At 60.9% G+C, this 22,104-nt stretch carries 16 protein-coding genes and 1 pseudogene; 6 read left to right on the top strand and 11 right to left on the bottom strand.

Going from position 1 to position 22,104, the window contains the following annotated elements:
- From FO488_RS18270 to rpmH, 10 genes and pseudogenes are all read right to left on the bottom strand, one after another.
- Entirely contained in the window at window positions 1-723 is a 723-nt protein-coding gene (locus tag FO488_RS18270; protein ID WP_149211873.1) for a glycine zipper family protein, read from the bottom strand.
- A 70-nt stretch (window positions 724-793) separates the two neighbouring features.
- Window positions 794-952, bottom strand: coding sequence for a hypothetical protein (locus tag FO488_RS19550; RefSeq protein ID WP_168206099.1), 159 nt, complete (start codon window positions 950-952; stop codon window positions 794-796).
- 1 nt (window position 953) lies between these two features.
- Window positions 954-1,607, bottom strand: coding sequence for a 16S rRNA (guanine(527)-N(7))-methyltransferase RsmG (gene rsmG / locus FO488_RS18275; protein WP_149211874.1), 654 nt, complete (start codon window positions 1,605-1,607; stop codon window positions 954-956).
- Window positions 1,604-3,511 (bottom strand): tRNA uridine-5-carboxymethylaminomethyl(34) synthesis enzyme MnmG, encoded by a 1,908-nt coding sequence (gene mnmG, locus FO488_RS18280; protein ID WP_149211875.1) that lies wholly within the window; start codon window positions 3,509-3,511, stop codon window positions 1,604-1,606. The genes rsmG and mnmG overlap by 4 nt, the downstream gene beginning before the upstream one ends.
- 415 nt (window positions 3,512-3,926) lie before the next feature.
- Window positions 3,927-5,297, bottom strand: a complete 1,371-nt coding sequence (mnmE, locus tag FO488_RS18285) for a tRNA uridine-5-carboxymethylaminomethyl(34) synthesis GTPase MnmE (RefSeq protein WP_149211876.1) — start codon at window positions 5,295-5,297, stop codon at window positions 3,927-3,929.
- A gap of 233 nt (window positions 5,298-5,530) precedes the next feature.
- Window positions 5,531-8,572 (bottom strand): annotated as a pseudogene (locus tag FO488_RS20730) (UvrD-helicase domain-containing protein); the annotation flags it as partial.
- Between the two features lie 299 nt (window positions 8,573-8,871).
- Window positions 8,872-10,488 (bottom strand): membrane protein insertase YidC, encoded by a 1,617-nt coding sequence (gene yidC, locus FO488_RS18295; RefSeq protein WP_149211877.1) that lies wholly within the window; start codon window positions 10,486-10,488, stop codon window positions 8,872-8,874.
- A 25-nt stretch (window positions 10,489-10,513) separates the two neighbouring features.
- Window positions 10,514-10,726 carry a membrane protein insertion efficiency factor YidD gene (yidD, locus tag FO488_RS18300; protein ID WP_149211878.1) on the bottom strand — a complete coding sequence of 71 codons (213 nt, stop codon included), beginning with the start codon at window positions 10,724-10,726 and terminating at the stop codon, window positions 10,514-10,516.
- Window positions 10,699-11,097 carry a ribonuclease P protein component gene (gene rnpA / locus FO488_RS20735; RefSeq protein ID WP_149211879.1) on the bottom strand — a complete coding sequence of 133 codons (399 nt, stop codon included), beginning with the start codon at window positions 11,095-11,097 and terminating at the stop codon, window positions 10,699-10,701. Before rnpA ends, yidD begins: the two co-directional genes overlap by 28 nt.
- Window positions 11,084-11,233 (bottom strand): 50S ribosomal protein L34, encoded by a 150-nt coding sequence (rpmH, locus tag FO488_RS18310; protein WP_149211880.1) that lies wholly within the window; start codon window positions 11,231-11,233, stop codon window positions 11,084-11,086. Before rpmH ends, rnpA begins: the two co-directional genes overlap by 14 nt.
- Window positions 11,234-11,603: 370 nt before the next feature.
- Here rpmH and dnaA point away from each other — a divergent pair, with 370 nt between their 5' ends.
- The 4 genes from dnaA (at window position 11,604) to gyrB (ending at window position 17,819) form a co-directional block, all read left to right on the top strand.
- Window positions 11,604-12,959, top strand: coding sequence for a chromosomal replication initiator protein DnaA (gene dnaA / locus FO488_RS18315; protein WP_149211881.1), 1,356 nt, complete (start codon window positions 11,604-11,606; stop codon window positions 12,957-12,959).
- A gap of 212 nt (window positions 12,960-13,171) precedes the next feature.
- Entirely contained in the window at window positions 13,172-14,293 is a 1,122-nt protein-coding gene (gene dnaN / locus FO488_RS18320; protein WP_149211882.1) for a DNA polymerase III subunit beta, read from the top strand.
- Between the two features lie 12 nt (window positions 14,294-14,305).
- Complete coding sequence (recF, locus tag FO488_RS18325; RefSeq protein WP_149211883.1) at window positions 14,306-15,418, top strand: DNA replication/repair protein RecF; 1,113 nt, start codon at window positions 14,306-14,308, stop codon at window positions 15,416-15,418.
- Window positions 15,411-17,819 carry a DNA topoisomerase (ATP-hydrolyzing) subunit B gene (gyrB, locus tag FO488_RS18330; protein ID WP_149211884.1) on the top strand — a complete coding sequence of 803 codons (2,409 nt, stop codon included), beginning with the start codon at window positions 15,411-15,413 and terminating at the stop codon, window positions 17,817-17,819. The genes recF and gyrB overlap by 8 nt, the downstream gene beginning before the upstream one ends.
- 152 nt (window positions 17,820-17,971) lie before the next feature.
- Here gyrB and FO488_RS18335 read toward each other — a convergent pair whose 3' ends face one another.
- Window positions 17,972-19,600, bottom strand: coding sequence for a sigma-54-dependent Fis family transcriptional regulator (locus FO488_RS18335; protein WP_149211885.1), 1,629 nt, complete (start codon window positions 19,598-19,600; stop codon window positions 17,972-17,974).
- Window positions 19,601-19,815: 215 nt separating this feature from the next.
- On the opposite strand from FO488_RS18335, the gene FO488_RS18340 reads away from it, so the two are divergent.
- Together FO488_RS18340 and FO488_RS18345 are read left to right on the top strand one after the other, a co-directional pair.
- Window positions 19,816-20,160 (top strand): cytochrome c3 family protein, encoded by a 345-nt coding sequence (locus FO488_RS18340; RefSeq protein ID WP_149211886.1) that lies wholly within the window; start codon window positions 19,816-19,818, stop codon window positions 20,158-20,160.
- A 153-nt stretch (window positions 20,161-20,313) separates the two neighbouring features.
- Window positions 20,314-22,023 carry an FAD-binding protein gene (locus tag FO488_RS18345; protein ID WP_149211887.1) on the top strand — a complete coding sequence of 570 codons (1,710 nt, stop codon included), beginning with the start codon at window positions 20,314-20,316 and terminating at the stop codon, window positions 22,021-22,023.
- Window positions 22,024-22,104: the final 81 nt, after the last annotated feature.

Here is a 22,104-nt window from a genome sequence, read left to right on the forward strand (position 1 = left end):
CTATTTGAGCCTCAGGTTGAGCGTGCGCACCGTGCCGCTCTCGCGGAACCGGACCTGGAGGCGGAGTTCCTTGACCGATTCCGCCTCGCCCGGGAAGAAGATAAAGCCGGAGGCCAGGGCCTCGGCGGCCATGATCTTGCCTTCCATCCCTTTTTCACGGACGTCGTCGGCGATCTTGTATTCCCGTTCCCGGTCGTCGCCCTTGGAGGCGCCGCCGATGACGGCACCGCCCACCCCACCCAGGACGCCCCCTTTGACCAGGGACGAGCCGGCATCATGGCCGGACACGATCCCTATGGCCAAGCCCAGCAGCGCGCCGGCTGCGGCCCCCCAGGCAGCACCTTTGCCCGCCCCGCTGGTGATGGCCCCCGCCTGGGTAGCCTTATCGACCCGGTCCACGGCCTCGCGGTTGGAGAGGAGCTTCCAGTAGCGGTTCGAATTGTCGATCAGAAAGGTCTGGCCGGACACGACCTCGATCCCCTGGCCGCTCTTGTTGTCGATGACGACCAGCACGGGCAAAAGTCCGGCATCCCGGACATTGAAGCCAAACGCGTCTTCGGCCTGCTGCCGGTCGACAAAGGCCTCTGCCCCCACCTGCATCCCGGCAACGTCCTGGTAGTTTACGTAGTCCTGGGGCGGCCGGAACGAAACCGAACGGCTCTCGTAGGTGGCGCACGCGGAAAGATGCGCCGCCATCATCAAGAGACAGATGATTTTCTTCATGGCTCATCTCCAATCGTAAATGTACTGCCTGCTACTGTCACTTTAGTGCAGAATCGGCCCGGCTGCAACTTCATTCTATGCCAAAAGGCCGGTTTCCGGCGGCTTCCCGGGCAAAACGCCCAAATTTGGCCCAGAACGCACTTTGATGACCAAGACTGTCATGCATATGGATCACCTCCCAAAACAGCGCCAGCGGGCCATTTTGGGATTTCATCTCGCGAATGCCCATTTTAAGCGGCTTTGCGGGAGACAATCTCGATCAGGTTGCGCTCCCCCTTGTCGAAGGGCAGCCGGTACGGTGTGACCGACACGATTTCAAACCCCAGGGCGGCGAGACGCTCCTCATCCGCCCGGATCTCCCCGGCGACGCCCGGCCCCTTCATGGCGACCAACCGCCCGGTCTCCACCAAGAGCGGTGCAGCCAGGGCGACGAACTGTTCCAGGCGCGAAAAGGCCCGGGAGGTAATCAGGTCGAAGCCGTGGCCCCGTGTGCGGCACAACTCCTCCACCCGTGCGTGAACGGCCTCGAAGCCGGAGAATTTCAAAAGACGGGCCACATGCCGCTGGAAGAGGATCTTTTTCCCGACCGCATCCACGGAGGTGACCGGCTGCGCGGGCTTGACAATCTTGAGGGGGATGGCCGGCACCCCCGCCCCGGAGCCGATATCCAGCACCCGCTCACCGTCACGGACGGATCCGGCAAACACCAGGGCATCGATGATGTGCTTCACCGCAATCTCCTCATCGGAGACGATGGCGGTGAGGTTGATCTTGCGATTCCACTTTTTGAGTTGGTCGGCAAAGAGTTCGAAGGCCTGGATATGCTCCTCCGGAATCTCCAGGCCAATCTCCCGCGCCCCCTGTTCCAGTATGCGACGAATCACGAACCCTCCGTCCCGGCTTCCCGGCCGCTCTGTTTCCCGCTCCTCGTCTTCAGGGCAATGGACAGCACCGAGATGGCGGCCGGCGTCACGCCCGGGATGCGTGAAGCCTGGCCCAGGGTGCCGGGGCGATTCCTGGCCAGTTTTTCCCGCACTTCGGTGGTGAGCCCGTTGATGGAAAAGTAGTCCAGATCTTCAGGCACCTGCGTACCCTCAAGCTTGTGCGCCCGCTCCACCTGTTCGAGCTGCCGCTCGATATAGCCCTGGTATTTCACCTGGATCTCTACCTGCTCGCGCACCTCGGGGGACGTTTCACGTGAAACGTCGTCGAATTCCGCCAGCTCCCCGTAGGTGATCTCGGGGCGCCTGAGCAATTGCTCCAGGGTGGTGCCCTTCTGGATGTCCCCCAAGCCGTGCCGGGCCAAAAATTCCAGTTCCCGGTCATTCATGGCCAGCCGGCCGGAACAGATCCGCTCATGCTCTGCGGCAATCATCTCCCGTTTCCGCAGGAAGCTGCCGTAGAGCTCGTCACGCACCAGACCCACGGCGTGCCCCTTCTCGCGCAGGCGCATGTCGGCGTTGTCCTCGCGCAGCAGCAGGCGGTACTCGGCCCGCGAGGTGAACATGCGGTACGGCTCCTTGGTACCCAGGGTGACCAGGTCGTCGATCATCACCCCGATGTAGGCCTCGCTGCGGCCCAGCACCAACGGGTCCCTGCCCTTGACCCGCAAGGCGGCATTGATCCCTGCCATCAGCCCCTGCCCGGCAGCCTCCTCGTAGCCCGAGGTGCCGTTGATCTGCCCGGCGTGATAGAGGTTGCGGATCAGCTTGGTTTCAAGAGAGGCGCGCAACTGGATCGGGTCCACGTAATCGTATTCGATGGCATAGGCCGGCCGCATGATCTCCACCCGCTCCAGCCCCTCGATGGAGCGGTAAAACGGTATCTGGATATCGATGGGGAGCGAGGTGGACATGCCGCTGGGGTAGACCTCCACGGTCTCCAACCCCTCCGGCTCGATGAAGGTCTGGTGGCGTTCCTTGTCGGGAAAACGCACCACCTTGTCCTCGATGGAGGGACAGTAGCGGGGCCCGACCCCCTCGATGACCCCGGCGTACAGTGGCGAACGGTCCAGGCCGGAGCGGATGATCTCGTGGGAGCGTGGGTTGGTGTAGGCGATATGGCACGGCACCTGGGGCAGGATGATGCGCTCGGTGGCGAAGGAGAACGGCGCCGGCGGGTCGTCCCCGTACTGGGGTTCCAGCCGCGAGAAGTCGATGGTCCGCCCGTCCAGGCGCGCCGGGGTGCCGGTCTTGAGCCGCCCCACATGGAAGCCGAGCTGTCCGAGCTGGTCGGAAAGCCCCACCGACGGCAGGTCCCCCGCCCTGCCGCCAGGGTAGTTGGTCAGGCCGATGTGGATCAGGCCGCGCATGAAGGTGCCGGTGGTCAGGACGACCGTCGTGCCGAGAAAGCGGATGCCGGCGCGGGTGTCCACACCGCGCAGCTCCTCACCCTCCAGGTAGAGCCCGGTCACCTCCCCCTGCTTGAGGTACAGGTTGTCCTGCTGCTCCAGCACCCGCTTCATGCGCAGCCGGTAAAGCTGCTTGTCGGCCTGGGCGCGGGAGGCGCGCACCGCGGGTCCCTTGCGGGTATTGAGGATGCGGAACTGGATGCCGGTGGCGTCGATGTTCCGGGCCATCTCCCCCCCCAGGGCGTCGATCTCCTTCACCAGGTGCCCCTTGGCGAGACCGCCGATGGCCGGGTTGCAGGACATGAGCGCCACCGCGTCCAGATTGATGGTCAAAAGCAGTGTGGAACAGCCCATGCGGGCTGCCGCCAGGGCGGCCTCGCAGCCGGCATGGCCGGCCCCGACCACGATCACGTCATATATGGTTTCATAGCAGTGCATCAATATCCTCCCTGAATCCGTGACGCCGGAATGCCGCAGTATCCGGAAGAACCGGAGCCTGCACGCCGCCGTGTCGTGCCAGCCCGCTCACGCGGCCCGCCCCCTCGCGGTGCCACAAACCCCTAAAACGCGGCGGCAGAGACCATCCGGGCCAGCGGAGGTGGTGAGACGCCACAGGTTCAAATCGTCGCCATGTTTCACGTGAAACACGCCTGAATCCGTGATGCCGGAAAGCCGCAGTATCCGGAAGAGCCGGGACCGCACGCCGCCATGTCGTACCAGCCCCGTCACCTGGCCCGTTCCCCGTCCGATGCCGCAAACTCTCAAAGCGCAACGGCAGAGGCCTTCCGGGCCAGAGAGACAGGGAGGCGTCACGGTTCCAGGCTCTCACCATGTTTCACGTGAAACAGGAATATCATTTACCTATGCAGAATGACGAAAAGACCACGTCCAGGAGATCGTCCGTGGTGGTTTCGCCGGTGACCTGCCCCACGGCGGACAGGGCGTCGCGCAGATCAATGGCCAGGGTTTCCAGCTCGCGCCCCTCGTCCAGGCCGGAGAGAAACCGGTGGAGTGCCGACCGGGCCGAGACCAGGACGTCGCGATGACGGGCTCGGGAAATGGCCACGAATTCGCGGCTGTCCAGGGCCGCTCCGTGCAGGAAGGTCGTGCGGATCACCTCGCGCAGCTCATCGATGCCCGCGCCGGTGCCGGCGGACAGGGCGACGCAGGGCATCTCTCCCATGCCGGAGGGGAGATCAAGGGCCGGGGGGAGATCGCTCTTGTTCAAAACAGCTATGGTGATTTTCCCCTGCACGGCATCCAGGATCAGCCGGTCTTCGTCGCCGAAGGGGCGCGCCGAATCCAGGACGAACAGCACCAGATCGGCCTGGGGAATCTTGTCCAGGGTGCGGCTGATCCCCTCCCGCTCCACAACATCATCCGTGTGGCGGATGCCGGCCGTGTCCAGCAGACGCACCGCCAGCCCCCCCAGGTTCACCGTTTCCTCGATGATGTCGCGGGTGGTGCCGGGGATATGGGTGACGATGGCGCGGTTTTCCTTGAGCAGGCGGTTGAGCAGGCTGGACTTGCCGGCGTTCGGCTTGCCGACGATCAGCACGGAAATCCCCTCCCTGAGGATACGCCCTTCATCGAAACCGGTCAGCAGGGTGCCGATCTCGTTCAGGGCCTCGCCCACACCCGCCCGCAGGGCCACGGTGTCGGCCTCGCCGATGTCGTCCTCGGGGAAATCGATAAAGGCTTCCACAAAGGCCAGTCTTTTCGTCAAGCCGTGGCGGATGGCCTCGATCCTGTCGGAGAGCGCACCGGCCCGCTGGCGTTGGGCAAGGGCAAGGGACGCCTCGGTCTTGGCGGCGATCACGTCCATGACCGCCTCGGCCTGCACCAGGTCGATCCTGCCGTTGACAAAGGCCCGGCGGGTGAACTCCCCTGGTTCGGCCAGCCGCGCGCCGCAGGCCAGGACCGCGGCCAGGACACGTTCCACCACCAGCATCCCGCCATGACAGTGCAACTCCAGCACATCCTCACGGGTGTAGGAATGGGGCGCCCGCATCAGGACGGCCATGGCCTCGTCCAGCACGGCCCCGTCATCGGGCGCCACCACGGCACCATAGTGCAGGAAGTGGCTGACGAATACCGCACCCTTGCGGAAGCGGAAGAGCCGCAGGCCGATGGCTTCTGCCCCGCTGCCGCTGATCCGCACGATGCCGATGCCACCCTCCCCCTGGGGGGTGCTGATGGCTGCGATGGTGTCCTCAATATACATGGCTGCTTCCTTGTTGGGTCCGGGGCGTCAAAACAGGTCCATCTGACCCGGCCCCCCGGTCCTTTTCGCTTTTCTGCCCGGCCCGGCCTGCGCCTCCGCCAGCAACGGCCCCGGGATCTCGGCGATAAACCGTGACAGCTGGCGGGGGCGGGACCCGCCCAGGAACGGTTGGCGGAAGCGGTCAGGAGCAGACGCTCCTTGGCGCGGGTAAGGCCGACATAGAACAACCGCCGCTCCTCCTCCGTATCCGCGTCGCGCCAGAGGGTGCACGGGAGGAGCCCCTCCTCGGCGCCGGCCAGGAAGACCACCGGAAACTCCAGCCCCTTGGCGGCGTGCAGGGTCATGAGGGCCACGGCCTCGGCCCGCTCGTCGTAGACCGTTGCTTCGGCGTAGCGGCGCAGGTGGGTGGCGAAGCCCGGCAGATCGTGGCCGAAACTGCCGGCCAGCTCCAGGAATCTCGCGGTGGCGGCGTGAGCCTGATCAAGGGCGAACAACGGCAGGACCGGGAGCAACGCCGCGGCAAGGCCGTTGTCGGCCGCGGCCGCGCGGAACCGGTCCAGGGCCTGCATCAGGTCAACGATCCCGCCGCGCACTGCCCGGGAGAGGTCGAGGGGAGCAAGGGAGGCGAAAAAATCCCCCGTCAGGGGGAGCGCCGCCTCCAGGCGGCCGATGCTTGCCGCACCGATGCCCGGGAGGGCGCCTGCCAGTTGCAGCCACTCGGCTATGGTCTCCGACCCGGCGGCAGCCTGCACCCAATAGTAGGCCGGCCGTATCTCCGCAGCAAGGTAAAAGGGGGGCACCCCCACCTGCTGAAACGGGATGCCGCGTCGCGCCAGGGCGGCAGAGATCTCCTCGGCCTGTCTGCCGAGCCGAAAGAGTACGGCCATGTCGCCGAAGCTCAAGCCCCTTCCCGTTCCGCCATCGCCCCCCCGGCCGGAATTGATGGAAAAGTGCTCGATCCCCCCCAGCAGCTCCTCCATGCGGCGCACGATGAATTCGGCCTCGGCCGCCCCGGACGGCGCGGTGTGCAGTTCGATGCCCCCCCGCCGTTCGGAAGCCGCGACCAGGGGCAGTCCGCTGCGGCGGCCGTTATGGGCGATGACCGCCGTTGCCGCGGCGATGACCGGGACGGGACAGCGGTAGTTGCGGGTCAGGGAGATCCGCTCGACACCGGCCATGCCGCCGAAGCGGAAGAAAAACTCTGGGTCGCTCCCCCGGAAGCCGTAGATGGCCTGGTCGGGATCGCCGATGGCAAAGACGCGGGCCTGGTCGGCCAGGATGCATACCAGGTCGAACTGGCTGGCGTTCAGGTCCTGAAACTCGTCCACGAACAGATGCTCCACCGGTCCGCAAACCCGGCGGCGCAGTTCGGGCTCCCCGCCCAGCCGCCGGGCGAACGCCGGGATGACGGCGTCCAGGTCCAGGGCACCGAGGCGGTCCAGTTCGCCCAGGTAGCGCCGGATAGGTTCAGTGGCTGCGCCCTCCGGCCGCACGAAATGGCCGGCCAACTCCTCGCCCAGACGTTTGCGTTCCGCCGCACCCAGATCCGGGAAGAGACGTTTGAACAGGCGCTCCCGGTCCTCCGGGCCGACCACCGCAAGGCCGGGCGTCTCGTGGCGGAGCCGGTCGAGGCAGAATCGGTGGAAGGTTCCCACGAAGACCGCTTCGGCGGCCGGTCCCACCCGCTTCAGCAGCCGCTCGCGCACCTCGTCGGCCGCCTTGACGGTGAAGGTGACGGCCACCATGCGGGACGGGTCGCTTCCCGCCTCCAGCAGCGCCGCGATACGCGCTATCAGGGTAGAGGTCTTGCCGGTGCCCGGTCCGGCCGCCACCAGGACATGCCGGCTCGTGGCGGCGATGGCTGCCGCCTGCTCCGGGTTGGGGCCGGTGGCCGCCCCCGGAACGTCGTCCACGGGCTCCCCGGCAGCGGCGAACGCCGGCAACGCCACGGCCTCGGCCTTCCTTTTCCGGCGGCGCGGCGGTGGGCCGTCGCCGAACAGGCTCCCCTGGCCGGCCAGCCGCCCGACCTCCCCCTCCTCGAAAACCCTGATCACGCCGTACTCGCCGTCGAAACCGGGCGTGCGGATGACATTGCCGGCGCGCATACGCCCCACGGCCTCTCCCAGGATCGGCGAGGCCTGGCGGATCTCGTCCAGGGGGACGTGCAAGAGCAGGTTGAATTCGGACCCGAACAGCCCGATGGTGCGGCGGTACTGTTCCATGACCCCCTTGGAGGCCGGTCCGGCCCCGACGATCTCCCCCAGCACCTCGGGCAACGGGATGAGGCTGAACACCTCGGGCGAGTCATGGCGGTAGAGCGGCTTCTCCCGGTCGGCCAGCTCCATCACCCGATGGAAGACGCCGATGGTCAGGGGCCTGCCGCAGACCGGGCAGCGCAATCCGAGCCTGCGGCTCTCCACGGGGTCCAGGCACACATGGCAGGCCCGGTGGCCGTCGGCATGGTACTTACCCTCCTCGGGGAAAAACTCCACCGTGCCCCGGAAGGTATCCCGCCGGTTCCCCTTGATGGCGTCCCGCAGGGCGAAGAAATCAAGGTCGGTGGCCAACAGGTTGGCCTCGCGCCCCAGCTTGGAGGGCGAGTGGCAGTCCGAGTTGGAGATCAGGGCGAAACGGTCCAGGCCGGATATGAGCCGGTTCATGTCCGGGTCGGACGAGAGCCCGGTCTCCAGGGCAAAGATGTGGGGCGTCAGGTCGTCGAAGCATTCCTCGATGGCGTCGAAGCCGGATTTCGAACCGAACAGGGAGAACCAGGGGGTCCAGATATGGGCCGGCACCAGGAAGCCCTCGGGCGCCTCTTCCAGCAGGATCTCCAGCAGGTTGCGGCTATCCAGACCCAGGATGGGACGCCCGTCGGACTCGATGTTGCCGATGCCGGCCAGCTTGGCGTTCAGCCGCTCGGCAGAGGCAAAATCCGGCACATAGAGCAGGTTGTGGACCTTGCGCACCACACCGTGGCGCTTGTAGATGCTGCTGATCTCCGCCGAGAGGAGGAAGCGTACCGGGCCGGCAAGGGGCGCCACCCCCGGCAGCGGGGAAGCGACGGCGGCCTCGTTCTTCAGGCGGAACAGCCCCGGCTCGGCCGGCTCCAGCTCCTCCTTGAGGCGGCGGAACCAGCCGGGGTGGGTGAAGTCGCCGGTGCCGACCACCTGGATGCCCTTGACCCGCGCCCAGCCGGCCAGGCCGGCCAGGCTGCTCTCCGGGCTGGTGGCCCGGGAAAAGGGGGAATGGATATGCAGGTCGGCGATGTAGTCCATGCACGGTGTCCCTAGGAGGTTGTTCAAAAACTCAGGTTGTTCAAAAATAGTCAGATCGTCGTACCCGTTAGACAAGTCCTGCGGAGGCCCTCACCCGGCCTTTGGCCACCCTCTCCCGGAGGGAGAGGGTAACGGTATCCCTTCTCCCTTTGGGAGAAGGATAGGATGAGGGGCGCTACGCCGCACAAAAGGGCTTTCGAGGATGGCGGCGAGATGGCTGTTTTTCAACAACCTGTTAAAGCAAAAAGCGCCCGTGCGGTGCAGGGGCGCTTCGACTGTGCCGTAACCCACGGCGGTCGTCAATCCTTGACCAGTTTGTTGATATACATCTGCTGGCCGATGGTCAGGATATTGTTCACCAGCCAGTACAGGACCAGGCCGGAGGGGAAGCTCAGGAACATGAAGGTGAACACCACCGGCAGGGCCAGCATCATCTTCTGCTGGACCGGGTCCATCTGGGAGGGGGTCATCTTCTGCTGCACGAACATGGTGACCCCCATGATGACCGGGGTGACGTAATAGGGGTCCTTGTCGGAGAGGTCGGTGATCCAGAAGAAGAACGGCGCATGGCGCAGCTCGATGGAGAACATGAGCGCCTTGTAGAGGGCGAAGAACACCGGGATCTGGACGACCATGGGCAGGCAGCCCCCCAGGGGGTTGACCTTGTGGTCGCGGTACAGTTCCATGACCGCCTTGTTCATGGCGTCACGGTCGTTCTTGTACTTCTCGCGGATCTTGTTCATCTCCGGCTGGATCTTCTGCATCCCCTTCATGGACTTGTAGCTCTTGTGGGTCAGGGGGAAGAACAGCGCCTTGAGGATGATGGTGATGATGATGATGGCGATGCCGTAGTTGCCCACATAGCGGTAGAAGTATTTGAGGGTGTACAGGAGCGGCTTGGCAATGACCGCAAACCACCCCAGGTCGAGGGACTGTTCCAGCGCATTGCCCTGGGCCTTGAGGATGTCGATATCCTTGGGGCCGACGAACAGCCGCTGGGTCACCGTGGCGGCCTGGCCCGGATTGATCGTGAACTGCGGGGCCGAGGCGACGGACTCGAGGAGTCCGGCTGCGTTCTTTTTCAATTCGACGGATGCGATGCTCCCCTTCTCGGCCAGGAGGGCGCTCAGGAAATATTTGTCGGCAAAGCCGGCCCACAGGACGGCCCGGTCATACTTCTTCGAAGCCGCGGCCACATCCTTGGCCTTGTCCGCCTTGAGGCCGTTGTCGGAGTAGAGGTACGAACCGGCCGTATCCAGGCGGTTGTCCTTAACCTTGTGCTCGGCCGGATAGGTCATCACCTGCTGGATGGTCCCGACCAGGGGGGCAGCGGAGTTGTTGAACACCTGGGTGTCCAGCTTGATGCCGTAGGAGTCCCCGGTAAAGGTGTAGACCTTGCGCACGGTGAATCCCTGGCCCGACACGTAATTGAACGTCAACTGGCGGCTCTCGCCGCCGACCAGGGCCAGGGCGTCGGCATCCGGCACGAAGACGGTGCCGTCCGGGAGGTTGAAGCCGGCCCCCCTGGTGGAGAAGGTGAAGAGCGAGGAGCCGCCGCTGGTCCCGAGAACCACGAGCGGGGCAGTCGGGCTGTTCTGTTCGCGGTACTTCTTGAGGGTCAGGCTCTTGAGGCTGCCGCCCCGCCCGGAGAAAACCGCCGTATAGAGACCGGTCTCCACCGTCACGTCCTTGGCAACGGTCTGAGGTGACGGGGCAGCCTGGGCCGGGGCGCCGGTTGCCGGTGACGGGACCGGCTGGGCCGGTTGCTCAACGGCCGGGGCCGCCGACGGCGCGGCGGAGCTGGCTGCAGGGGTGGTTTTAGGCGGGATCGGTGTTTTTCCCGGGCCGAAGACCGTGGTAAAAACGTAGAAAACCGCTATTGAAAGAATGACTGCCAGGAATGCGCGCTTTTCCATAAAAGCTCCAGTGGTGCTCTCTTGATTAAGGTACCGGATCGAACCCGCCCGGATGAAAGGGGTGACATTTGCAGAGCCTGACCAGGGTAAGCCAAACGCCCCTGACAACGCCATGCCGTATAATTGATTCGCGGGAATACTCGGAACAGGAGGGATAAAACCGGCAGGTCTGCGGAAGAAGCGGCGAGAGCAGCTTCTGGTACAGCCTGATTACGATGAGCGCAACGCGCTTGAGCATGGGGATGTGCCGATATGCCTGAAGGCCTTTTCAAGTTCTCGTCGGACAGCGCCGAAGTCCATCGCCGCAGACTCGCGTCGTGCCACGACATTCAAATCCACGCACGGTAGAAGGAGCCGCACCTGCCTGAATGTTTCTCTGGTATATCGCTTGATCCTGTTGCGAACCACGGCACAGCCGACCTTTTTGCTGACCGTGACCCCCAGGCGCGCCTGGCCGCCGTCATTTTCCTGCCAGACGACAAGGAACCCCTTGGTGGCAAACTTGTGGGGAGAGTCCAAAAGCCTGAGGAATTCGAAACGCTTCCTCAGCCGAGCCGACTTTGGAAACAGCCGGCGCTCCGCTCTCCCACAAGTATTACTTGGTTGCAATGCGAACGGACAGGCTCTTACGCCCTTTGGCCCTTCTGCGCTTGATCACGAGACGGCCGTTCTTGGTGGACATGCGCACCAAAAAGCCGTGGGTACGCTTGCGGGAAGTGTTGCTGGGCTGGAATGTTCTTTTCATATCATACGCTCCTCTAAGTAATTGTATCAGGAAATGAGTTTTTAATCATATCACCTTGAAATTGTCAAGAAAATTATTACTCGTCCGGAGCGTTCGCTCCCAGGTGTTTTGCCTTGAAAAATGGCCCGGCCTCTGTTAATCTGCCCTAGCCGAAAAAAGTCCTTAATATTCAGCAAAGTATGCATAACTTTTTGATTTTATTGTGTTATAAGTTATCAACAGGTGTTGAAAATTATGTTGATAACTGTTGATATTCATAAGGGTCCGCGACGTAAAAGCAGCTCATACCACTGGTAATCTGTCACCTGCGACCATTGTGGATAACCCCACTGAACCGCCATCCCTTTGATAATGAGAATGTGATGTGAATATGCATGAAGCTTGGCAACAAGCCGCCGAAAATCTGGAAAAAGTTCTTTCCGAGCGAGATTTTGCCACCTGGATCAAGCCGGTAAGCTACAGCCATCACGATGGCACTACGGTCTACCTTTCCGTTCCCACCTCGTTTTTCAAGGATTGGCTGGAAGAGAACTATCAGAAGGTCATCCTCGGCGCCCTGTCGGTGACTTCGGGACACAACCTCTCGCTCGCCTTCGTGGTCAGGGACCACACCAGGGAGACCGAAGACCTTTTAGCGGAAGACCTCATCATCAAGGGGCACCAGGAAGATGCCGAACAGGCGAAGAGCGCCCAGTTGGACTCGACCATTACCCCCCTCAACTCCAAATACACCTTCGATCTGTTCGTCAGCGGCACCGGCAACCACTTTGCCCACGCGGCCGCCATGGCGGTGGCCCACAATCCGGCCGATACCTATAACCCGCTCTTCATCTACGGCGGCGTCGGCCTGGGCAAAAGCCACCTGTTGAACGCCATCGGGCACACCATCCGCAGTACGTCACCCTCGCTGAACGTCTGTTACTGTTCGGCGGAGAAGTTCATGTACGAGATGGTGAACCACCTCCGTCTCAAAAAGATGGATCTGTTCAGAAACCTGTTCAGAAACGTGGATGTGCTCCTCATCGACGATATCCAGTTCATATCCGGGAAAACCGGGACCCAGGAGGAATTTTTCCACACCTTCAACGCCCTCCACGAGGCCCACAAACAGATCGTCATCACCTCCGACAAGTTCCCCCGGGAGATATCGGACCTGGAGGAACGTCTCCGCTCGCGTTTCGAATGGGGGCTGATCGCGGATATTCAACCTCCCGACCTGGAAACCAAGATCGCCATTCTCAAGAAAAAGTCGGAAGTGACCAAGATCCGCCTTCCCGACGATGTCACCTATTTTCTCGCTTCCAGCGATACGAGAAACATACGCGAGTTGGAAGGCATGCTGATCAGGCTCGGCGCCTACAGCAGCCTGCAGAACATCCCCATCACCCTGGAAATGGCCAAGGAAAGCCTCAAGGACATCCTGGGCGACCGGCGCAAAGAGATCACCATAGAATTGATACAAAAAGCGGTGGCGGATCAGTTCGGCATCAAGATAGCCGATCTGAAATCGGAGAAACGGCAGAAAAACCTGGTACAGGCACGCCAGATAGCCATCTGGCTCTGCCGGGACATGACCAAGTCCTCCTACCCCGACATCGGCTCGAAGTTCGGCGGCAAGGACCACTCGACGGTCATCTATGCCACCAAGAAGATCGACAAGGCGCTGCACGACGATCAGAAACTGTTCAAGATGGTGGACGATATCAGGCAGGCGCTATTGAAATGAGACAACCCTGTTGACGGCGTGTGGATAACTGTGCATAACCGCCGTCCTGTTGATAACCGCCCCGTGCGGCCGAAAGTTGTCAACAGGGCTTAAAAGGAAAATATCCCGCCAAAACGTTATGTTGCGGGGTTTTACCCATATCAACAGGACCAACAACAAGAACAAAGGTTTTAAGATTTATAGATAAAACATCTTCCTGTAAGGAGTGACAGATGGAATTTACAATCGATAAGGAACTGTTCCTCAAGTCGCTGCAGAAGATTCAGGGCATCGTCGAAAAACGGACATCCATGCCGATCCTCTCCAATGTCCTTCTGGAGGCGACCGGTTCCGCGCTGCACGTAACGGCCACGGACCTGGAGGTGGGGATGAAGAGCACCTACCCCGCCGAAGTCGCGACACCCGGAAAGATCACGGTCGGAGCCAAGAAGCTGTACGAGATCGTCAAGGAACTCCCCAACCAGTCCATCGTCTTTTCCACCAAGGACAACGATTGGGTGGAGATCAAATGCGGCAAGGTGCAATTCAACATCGTCGGGCTGTCTCCCGATGAATTCCCCTATTTTCCCGACATCAAGGAAGAAAACCTCTTCGAGATCGAGAGTGCCCTGCTGAAAGGCATGATCGAAAAGACGTCCTACGCCATCTGCACCGACGAGACGAAATACAACTTAAACGGCATCTTCGCCAAGGTCGAGGTCACCGACAGCGGCGAAAACGCCCTTAAAATGGTCGCCACCGACGGCCACCGTCTCTCCATCGCCACCGGAGCCCTCAAGGGGACAGCCGGTCCCGAACTCCTGAAGGGGGTCATCCTCCCCAAAAAGGGCATCTACGAGATGAAAAAGATCACCGACGAGGACAGCGGCACCCTGCTGTTCGGTTTCATGGACAACAGCGCGGTGATCAAGCGGGGCGATTCCTACATGGTCATGCGCCTGGTGGACGGAGAGTTCCCGGACTACAACCGGGTCATCCCCGCGGCGAACGATCGCATCGTCACGGTCGACCGGGAGAACTTCACCCACTCCGTCCGCAGGATGGCCATACTCTCCAGCGAGAAGTTCAAGGGGATCATGCTGGAGATATCCTCCGGCGGCGTGAAGATATCCTCGAGCAACCCGGAATTGGGCGACGCCATGGAGGATATCGACGTGGCGTACGACGGCGAACCGATCTCGGTCAGGTTCAATGCCCGCTATCTCCTGGACGTGCTGGCCGTGGCCGAAACCGACAGCGTGGAGATGAAGTTCCGGGATGAACTCTCCCCCTCGATCATTGTGCCGGAAGCTTCCGACAGTTTCCTGGCGGTGATCATGCCCATGAGACTCTAGCGGCAGAGCGGGATGCTGCTCAAACACCTGGCTGTTGCCGGTTTTCGGAATATCGGGGCGGTGCGTATCACCCCCGGCCCGGGCTTTAACCTGCTCTACGGGCTCAACGGGCAGGGCAAGACCAACCTCCTGGAGGCGATCTACCTGCTGGGGAGCCCCCGCTCTTTCAGAACGGCCCGCCTTCCCGAACTTATCGGTCATGACCGGCAGATCGCCCAGATCCAGGGCGAGGTCCAGTCGGCCGGGACGCTGAACCGCATCAGGCTGACCCTGGAGGCCGCCGGCCGCCGGGTAGAGGTTGACGGCAAGGGGATACAACGGGCGTCGGACCTGCACGGCAGGCTGAATGCCGTGGTCTTTTCACCCGACGATACCGGCATGGTCAGGCTGGGACCCGACGCCAGGCGGCGCTATCTGGACCGGGCCGTCTACATGGGGGACATCGGCTACCTTCATAGCTGGCACGGCTACCACCGGATCCTCAAGCAGCGCAACCATCTCCTGAAGAGCGCCGACCGGGCCGGGCTGGATACCTGGACCGAACAGCTGGCCGAGGCGGGGGCCGAGGTTATTCAACGGCGGCTGCGCTATGTGGCGCAGTTGAACGGCATGCTTGAGCGGCACTATGCCACCATTTCCGGGGATCGGGAGACGGCGGGCATCAGCTATCAGCCCGAGGGGGTGCAGGCGGGAGAACGGGAGGCCATTCGCGGCCAGCTGCTGGAGCTGTTCGCCCGGCATGCCCGGAGCGACGAACGGTACGGCACGACAACGGCCGGCCCCCATCGGGACGACCTGATGCTCTGCCTGAACGGCCGGGCGTTGAAGAGTTTCGGTTCCCAGGGACAGCAGAAGAGTTTCGTCCTGGCCCTGAAGATGGCCGAGGTGGACAATCTCCAGGCTATTTTCCAGGAGCCGCCGCTGCTTTTGCTGGATGACATGAGTTCCGAGCTCGATGCCCGCCGGAACAGGAACCTGATGGATTTTCTCTTCTCCCGGGAGATCCAGGTGTTTATCACCACCACGGAACGATCACCCGCCCTGTTGGGCGCTGCTGCACACTGCGCCGTTTTCCGTGTGGAAGACGGCAATCTGACGTTTGAGGGAAATGAACCGCATGAGTGAACAATTGGATAACACGACGCAAGATGTGGAAGAGTATGGAGCGGAGAACATCAAGGTTCTGGAAGGCCTGGCTGCGGTACGCAAGCGCCCGGCCATGTACATCGGCTCCACCTCCAGCGCCGGCCTGCATCACCTGGTGTACGAGATCGTGGACAACTCCATCGACGAGGCCCTGGCCGGCCACTGCGACAATGTCAGCGTAACCATCAACACCGACGGCTCGGTGACGGTGGTGGACAACGGCCGCGGCATCCCCACCGACATGCATCCCACCGAGGGAAGATCGGCGGCCGAGGTCGTCCTGACCGTGCTGCACGCCGGCGGCAAGTTCGACAACGACTCCTACAAGGTTTCCGGCGGTCTGCACGGCGTCGGGGTTTCCGTGGTCAACGCCCTCTCCAAGTGGCTGGAACTGGAGATCCGCCGGGACGGCAAGGTCTGGCGCCAGTCCTATCGCCGGGGCGACCCCCAGGCCCCCCTGGAGATAACCGGCGAGACCAAGAAACGGGGCACCAAGGTCACCTTCATGCCGGACGAGGAGATATTCGAGACCACGGAGTATTCCTTCGACGTCCTCTCCCAGCGGCTCCGCGAGCTGGCGTTCCTCAACGCCGGCGTCAGGATCAGCATTACCGACGAGCGGGTGGAGAACAAGTCCCACGAGTTCTACTACGAGGGTGGCATCAACTCATTCGTGGAGTACCTGAACCGCACCAAGACGCCGCTGCACCCCAAACCTATCTACATCAAGGGGGAAAAGGGCGGGGTGGAGACCGAGGTCTCCCTGCAGTACAACGACTCCTACGACGAGAAGATCTTCACCTTTGCCAACAACATCAACACCCACGAGGGGGGAACCCACCTGGCGGGCTTCAAGGCGGCCCTGACCCGCACCATGAACAGCTACGCCACGGCCAACAACCTGCTCAAAAACGCCAAGGTGACCATCTCGGGCGACGACCTGCGGGAAGGGCTCACCTGCGTCATCTCGGTCAAGATCCCCCAGCCCCAGTTCGAGGGGCAGACCAAGACCAAGCTGGGCAACTCCGAGGTCAAGGGGTATGTGGAGACCCTGCTGAACGACAAATTGTCCCAGTTTCTGGAGGAAAACCCCCAGATCGCCAAGCGGATCCTGGAGAAGTCCATCGACGCGGCCCGGGCCCGGGAAGCGGCCCGCAAGGCCCGCGATCTGACCCGGCGCAAGGGTGCCCTCGACATGGGGGGTCTGCCGGGCAAACTGGCCGACTGCCAGGAAAAGGACCCGGCCATGTGCGAGCTCTACCTGGTCGAGGGTGATTCCGCCGGCGGCTCGGCCAAGCAGGGGCGCGACCGGAAGTTCCAGGCCATCCTGCCGCTCAAGGGAAAGATCCTCAACGTGGAGAAGGCCCGCTTCGACAAGATGATCTCCTCCCAGGAGATCCGGACCCTGATCACGGCCCTGGGCACCGGCATCGGCAAGGACGACTTCGACATCTCCAAGCTCCGCTACCACCGCATCATCGTCATGACCGACGCCGACGTGGACGGCTCCCACATCCTGACCCTGCTCCTGACCTTCTTCTACCGCAACATGCAGGAGCTGATCCAGCGGGGGCATCTGTACATCGCCCAGCCGCCGCTCTACAAGGTCAAGCGCGGCAAGAAGGAGATGTACCTGAAGAACGAAGCGGCGATGCAGAACTTCCTGCTGGAGGAGGGGACCGAGGAGTTGACCCTGCGCCTGGAGAAGGGGGACCGGACCTATATCGGAAAACAGATCATCCCGGTCATCAAGCAGCTCATCGAGAACCGCGCCATCTTCGACAAGGTGGTCAAGAAGGGGATCGCCAGCGACCTCCTCTCCCTCACCATCCGCAGCAACGTGCCGGCCGGCGTGGAGGAGCTTGCCGGCCTGGAACCGTATCTGGAGGCCATGAAGGCGCTCTCCCCCGGTTCCGACTACCAGGTGGAGGAGGATCGGATCACCTTCCGCATCGGCAATATCCGGGCCATCATCGACCATCAGGTGCTGTCCGTGCTCTCGACCCACGAATACGAGCTCCTGGTGGAGAATCACCGCCGCGTGGTGGAGACCATGGCCGACGGCCGCGCCTTCCTCGAGCAGCAGGAGGGGGCAAAGCTTCTTCTGGAAACCAGCAACCACGAAGAGCTGCTCACCTTCTTCCTGGAACAGGCCAAGAAGGGGCTCTCCATCCAGCGCTACAAAGGCCTCGGCGAGATGAACCCCGAGCAGCTCTGGGAGACGACCATGAACCCGGACAACCGGGTGCTGCTCCAGGTCAAGATCGAGGATATCGTGGAATCGGACGAGATCTTCACGATCCTCATGGGGGACCAGGTGGAGCCGCGGCGCGACTTCATCGAAAACAATGCGCTCAATGTGGTGAATCTGGATATTTGATTCCTGGTTTGCAGGTGGCCGCAGTTGGCTCTTTACCCCACATTGAAGGATAATAGCTGTTCTTTTAAACGGCCCGTAACTACGGGTCGTTTAACTTTTCAAAACAGTGGGAAATCTTCCAATGCAAGCGACCCTGAATTGAAATGGCCGAACTACAGGTAGCGTGTCAACTTGCGGTACAGCGTCGACGGACTAATCCCCAACTGGCTGGCGGCAAGCCGTTTGTTGTCGCCGGAGGCGCGCAAGACAGCCATGATGTAATCTCGTTCCGCTTCTTCGAGCTTCTTGACCCCGCTGCCTGACGAATAACCCGATATCGACTGCATGGTCTGGATATGCTTCGGCAGGTCATCCAACTCGATGTATTTCCCCCTGCAAAGCGCCACGCCTCTCGCCACAACGTTTTGCAACTCCCTCACGTTTCCCGGCCAACTGTAGTTCAGAAGGCACTCTGATGCCTGAGGGGAGAACCTCGTCACCTTCTGGCTCATGTCCTTGGTGTACTGCTGTAGAAACATCTGGGCGAGGGGCAAGATATCTTCCGGGCGCTCCCGGAGGGCTGGCACCATCACTTCAATGACGCAGAGCCGATAATAGAGGTCGCACCGGAAGCGACCCGCCGCTACCTCGTCGGCCAAGTTGCGGTTGGTTGCCGCAATGATCCTCACGTCAACCGGACGAACCTTGTTTTCCCCCACCCTCCGTACTTCCTTTTCTTGCAGGACCCTTAACAGCTTTACCTGCATGCCTGGCGAGATTTCCCCGATTTCATCGAGAAACAACGTGCCACCACAGGCCTCCTCGAATATGCCGGGACGGTCCCGGTCTGCACCAGTAAAAGCGCCTTTAGCGTGTCCAAAGAGTTCGCTCTCCAGAAGCGATTCAGTAAGAGCGCCGCAGTTTACGGCGATAAACGGTTTTGCTTTCCGGTTCGACTGACTGTGTATTATCTGCGAGATGCGCTCCTTCCCCGTACCGCTTTCGCCCATCACGATCGCCGGTGCATTGACCCGCGCGACGTGCTTTGCCAGGTCGATGACCTGCTTCATAGCCTTGCTGCGTATGATGACACCGAACTGCTCTTCGTCAGTTTTCTCGAGTAAGCCGAGTTGTCGCTGCCTGCTGGCAATATTATGCTCGGTCTTCTTTAGTTTCTTTGTCAATTCTTGGAGTTTCTCATCGACAGAGGATAAACAGTAAAAGGAAAGCTGCTCCTTGTACTCCGGTCCCCACTGTTCCTTGTATCTACCCTCCATCTGGCATGTCGCATCACCTTTTGCCGTGCATTCCCGCTCGATGAAGTATACCTCACGCCCCTTCTTGTAAGACTCATATCCGCTGGCAAAGCCGGTGAGGGTCCAGCAGACCGCTTCTTCGGCTTTTCCGATGTACAGCAGGTGCTGTTCGACCTCAAATGAGTTCGCCCATTTGACTTGAAAGAGCGGCTCCGGTCCAGTGCCGTCGGTATGCTGAAAGTCGTACGACTTGGTAAGCCCACAGAGCCCGTGTATGTAGGCTCCACCGTGGAGGTTGTTGTAAATGTGCGGATATTGGGCCCGTTGGACCTCGGCCGTCCGCCAGCCATGTGCGTATCCAAATCGGGTGAGGATCGTCCTGGCTGCGGTGTGACCCAGAGTTTTGATGAGCTCCGCCCGCAGCAGGCCGAGTGCCGTTGCGTCAAACAGCAGGACCCTGCGGTCCATCAAACGGACGATGCCGTTGGCGCTGTCATAGGTCAAAAGGTGCTCGAGATTTACATCCTTGATCTCTTCAACATCCATACCCCTGCCTCCTCCCACAGCCTACTCGTTTCAGGACGGTGCCCATATGAATACATGTGTTCTATTTTGCAACTGAATATTTGCATAATAGAACAACAACGTCAATGGCAAGACAAAAAATAATGTTAATACAGTATGTTATGCATGAGTGCTCGTGGCATGGGCGTTGCACAATAATGCGAAAACTATGAAACGCCTGAACAAGGGAGGATGGAGTGAGAAAGGAAATAGTTCTGTTAGTGACAAGCATTTTTGCAGTTAACGCCGCCTACGCACTTGGCCAGCCGAGATCTGTTTCGGGCAAGCATCGAGCCAATCAGCTTGACTGCAGGTCATGCCATGAAACATCCGAGCCGGCATTTCCCCCGACCAAGGAGGTGTGCATATCGTGCCACGGGGAAGTCGTGAAGATAAGGCCGACCGAGGTAGCGCCGGGGGTTATGGCAAATGTACATGAATCGCATTATGGCGAAATAGATTGTCTGGCCTGCCACAGGATACATGCGAAGGGTGAGCTTTACTGCAACGAGTGCCACAAGTTCGGCATAAAGGTCAAGTAGGTGGTTGCCCAAATCCCAAAACGTGAGGCTGAAAAAACGGTGCTGGATATTGCGCCGGCAATGCTGAAAGGAGGGAAAAGATGTAATCCATATGCCATGCGGCCTTCAGTTCAAAGCTTGACAGAGTGTTACTACAAATAGCGGAGGGACATCATGAACAGGGAAAACAATACAGAAAACGGTATTTCACGCAGGGATTTTTTTAAGGGTAGTACGGCGACGCTGGCTGGTCTGGCTGTCGCCAGCGCCATGCCCGTGAAAAGTGTGGCCGGCGATATTCCGGCTGCCTATGCAGAGCCCAAGTGCGGCGGCTGGAGTTGGGAGAAGAAGGTGAAGATCACTGCCGGGGAGATCAAGAAGGAAATCAAAACGGACGTTGTCGTCATCGGAGCGGGGCTTTCCGGCATCGTGGCAGCAATTTCAGCCGCTGAGCAAGGTGCAAAGGTTCATCTGGTCGACAAAAATCACATATGGGCTGCCCGCGGCGGCCATATCGCCGCGTTTGGCAGCAAGATCCAGAAGCAGATCGGGGTCAGTCCCGATTACCGCCAGATCATCCGGGCTTGGGTGGCGTGGGCCCAGGGACGGGTCGACGAAAAGCTTCTCTGGGACTTCGCCCACAAAAGCGGCGCCTGCATGGACTGGATGATGGACATTTGCCAAAAGAACGGCCTCACGGCGGCGCTGTGGGAAGGCTATTACAAGGGGCCTGACTACACCGAATATCCGGTTACCCATTTCGTCCACGAGCGTGGCGCGGACCTGACCTATGCCAACGGCAGCGCCAAAGGGGTCGGCAACATCGTCCTTCTGCCCGTGCTTGAGAAGACGGCCAAGGAGTTGGGGGTAACCATCAGCTACAAGACGCCAGCCGTGCAGGTCCTGACCGGTGACAACGGCAGGGCGACAGGCATCATAGCGGGAAAGGCGGGGAACTACACCAAGTACACCGCCAACGCCGTTATCATAGCAACTGGCGACTACGCCTCGAACAAGGAGATGGTCAAGCGCTACTCCCCGTTCTCTCTTCACGCCGACGCCCAGATATATTTCCCGAACAAGTGTAATACCGGTGACGGCTTGATCATGGCCATGCATGCCGGCGGAGCCATGCAGAAACACGAACCGCACGCTGCGGTTATTCATCTCGAGGCCGGGGCGGCCAGCTACGGTTTCCTCCATGTCAATGCCAACGGCGAGCGTTTCAAGAATGAAGACGTGAACACGCAGTCCAAGAGCTGCACCAAGGAGTTGCAGCCGCACGGTATTGCATGGTCCGTCTATGACCGGGATTGGGCCGAACAGGTGAAAGAGCAGGTCGATAACAACATCGCAGGGGGGCTGTTCTTCGGCCAGACCTTCCAGCCGTGGGGCAAGGGTTTCGATATCCGCATGGAAAAGGCTATCCAGGAAGGACACATCAAGGATGGCAAAGTCGTGGTCGCCAATTCACTTGAAGAGTTGGCAAGAAAAATGGGAGTCCCTGCCGGAAACCTCAAAAAAGCCGTCAAGCGGTACAACGACCTTTACGAGATGCAAGACGATCCTGATTACGGCAAGCGTGCGAAATTGCTCACGCCTATCGTGAAGCCTCCCTTCTATGCGGGCAAGTTGCAAAGCACGGTCCTTACCATGTGTGGCGGCCTGCACACGGACAGCCGGTTGCTGGTTCTGGACAAGGACGACAATCCCATCGAGGGGCTGTACGTGGTCGGCGCCGCCCAAGGCGACTTCTTTGCCAATGATTACCCAACGATCTGCCCAGGTATCGGGCACGGTCGCTGCCTCACCTTTGGCCGGTTGGCCGGCATCAAGGCGGCAGGCGGCGACATCGACAAAGCGGTCCCGTCGCTCAAGATTTGAGACCGGCAAACGTCACGCCCCGTATCATGAGGTGACCTTGAGGCTGTCCCTGCTTCGGCCGAGCCTTTGCCAAAGAATCTC

This window comes from Geobacter sp. FeAm09, assembly GCF_008330225.1.
Taxonomy (GTDB): Bacteria; Desulfobacterota; Desulfuromonadia; order Geobacterales; family Pseudopelobacteraceae; genus Oryzomonas.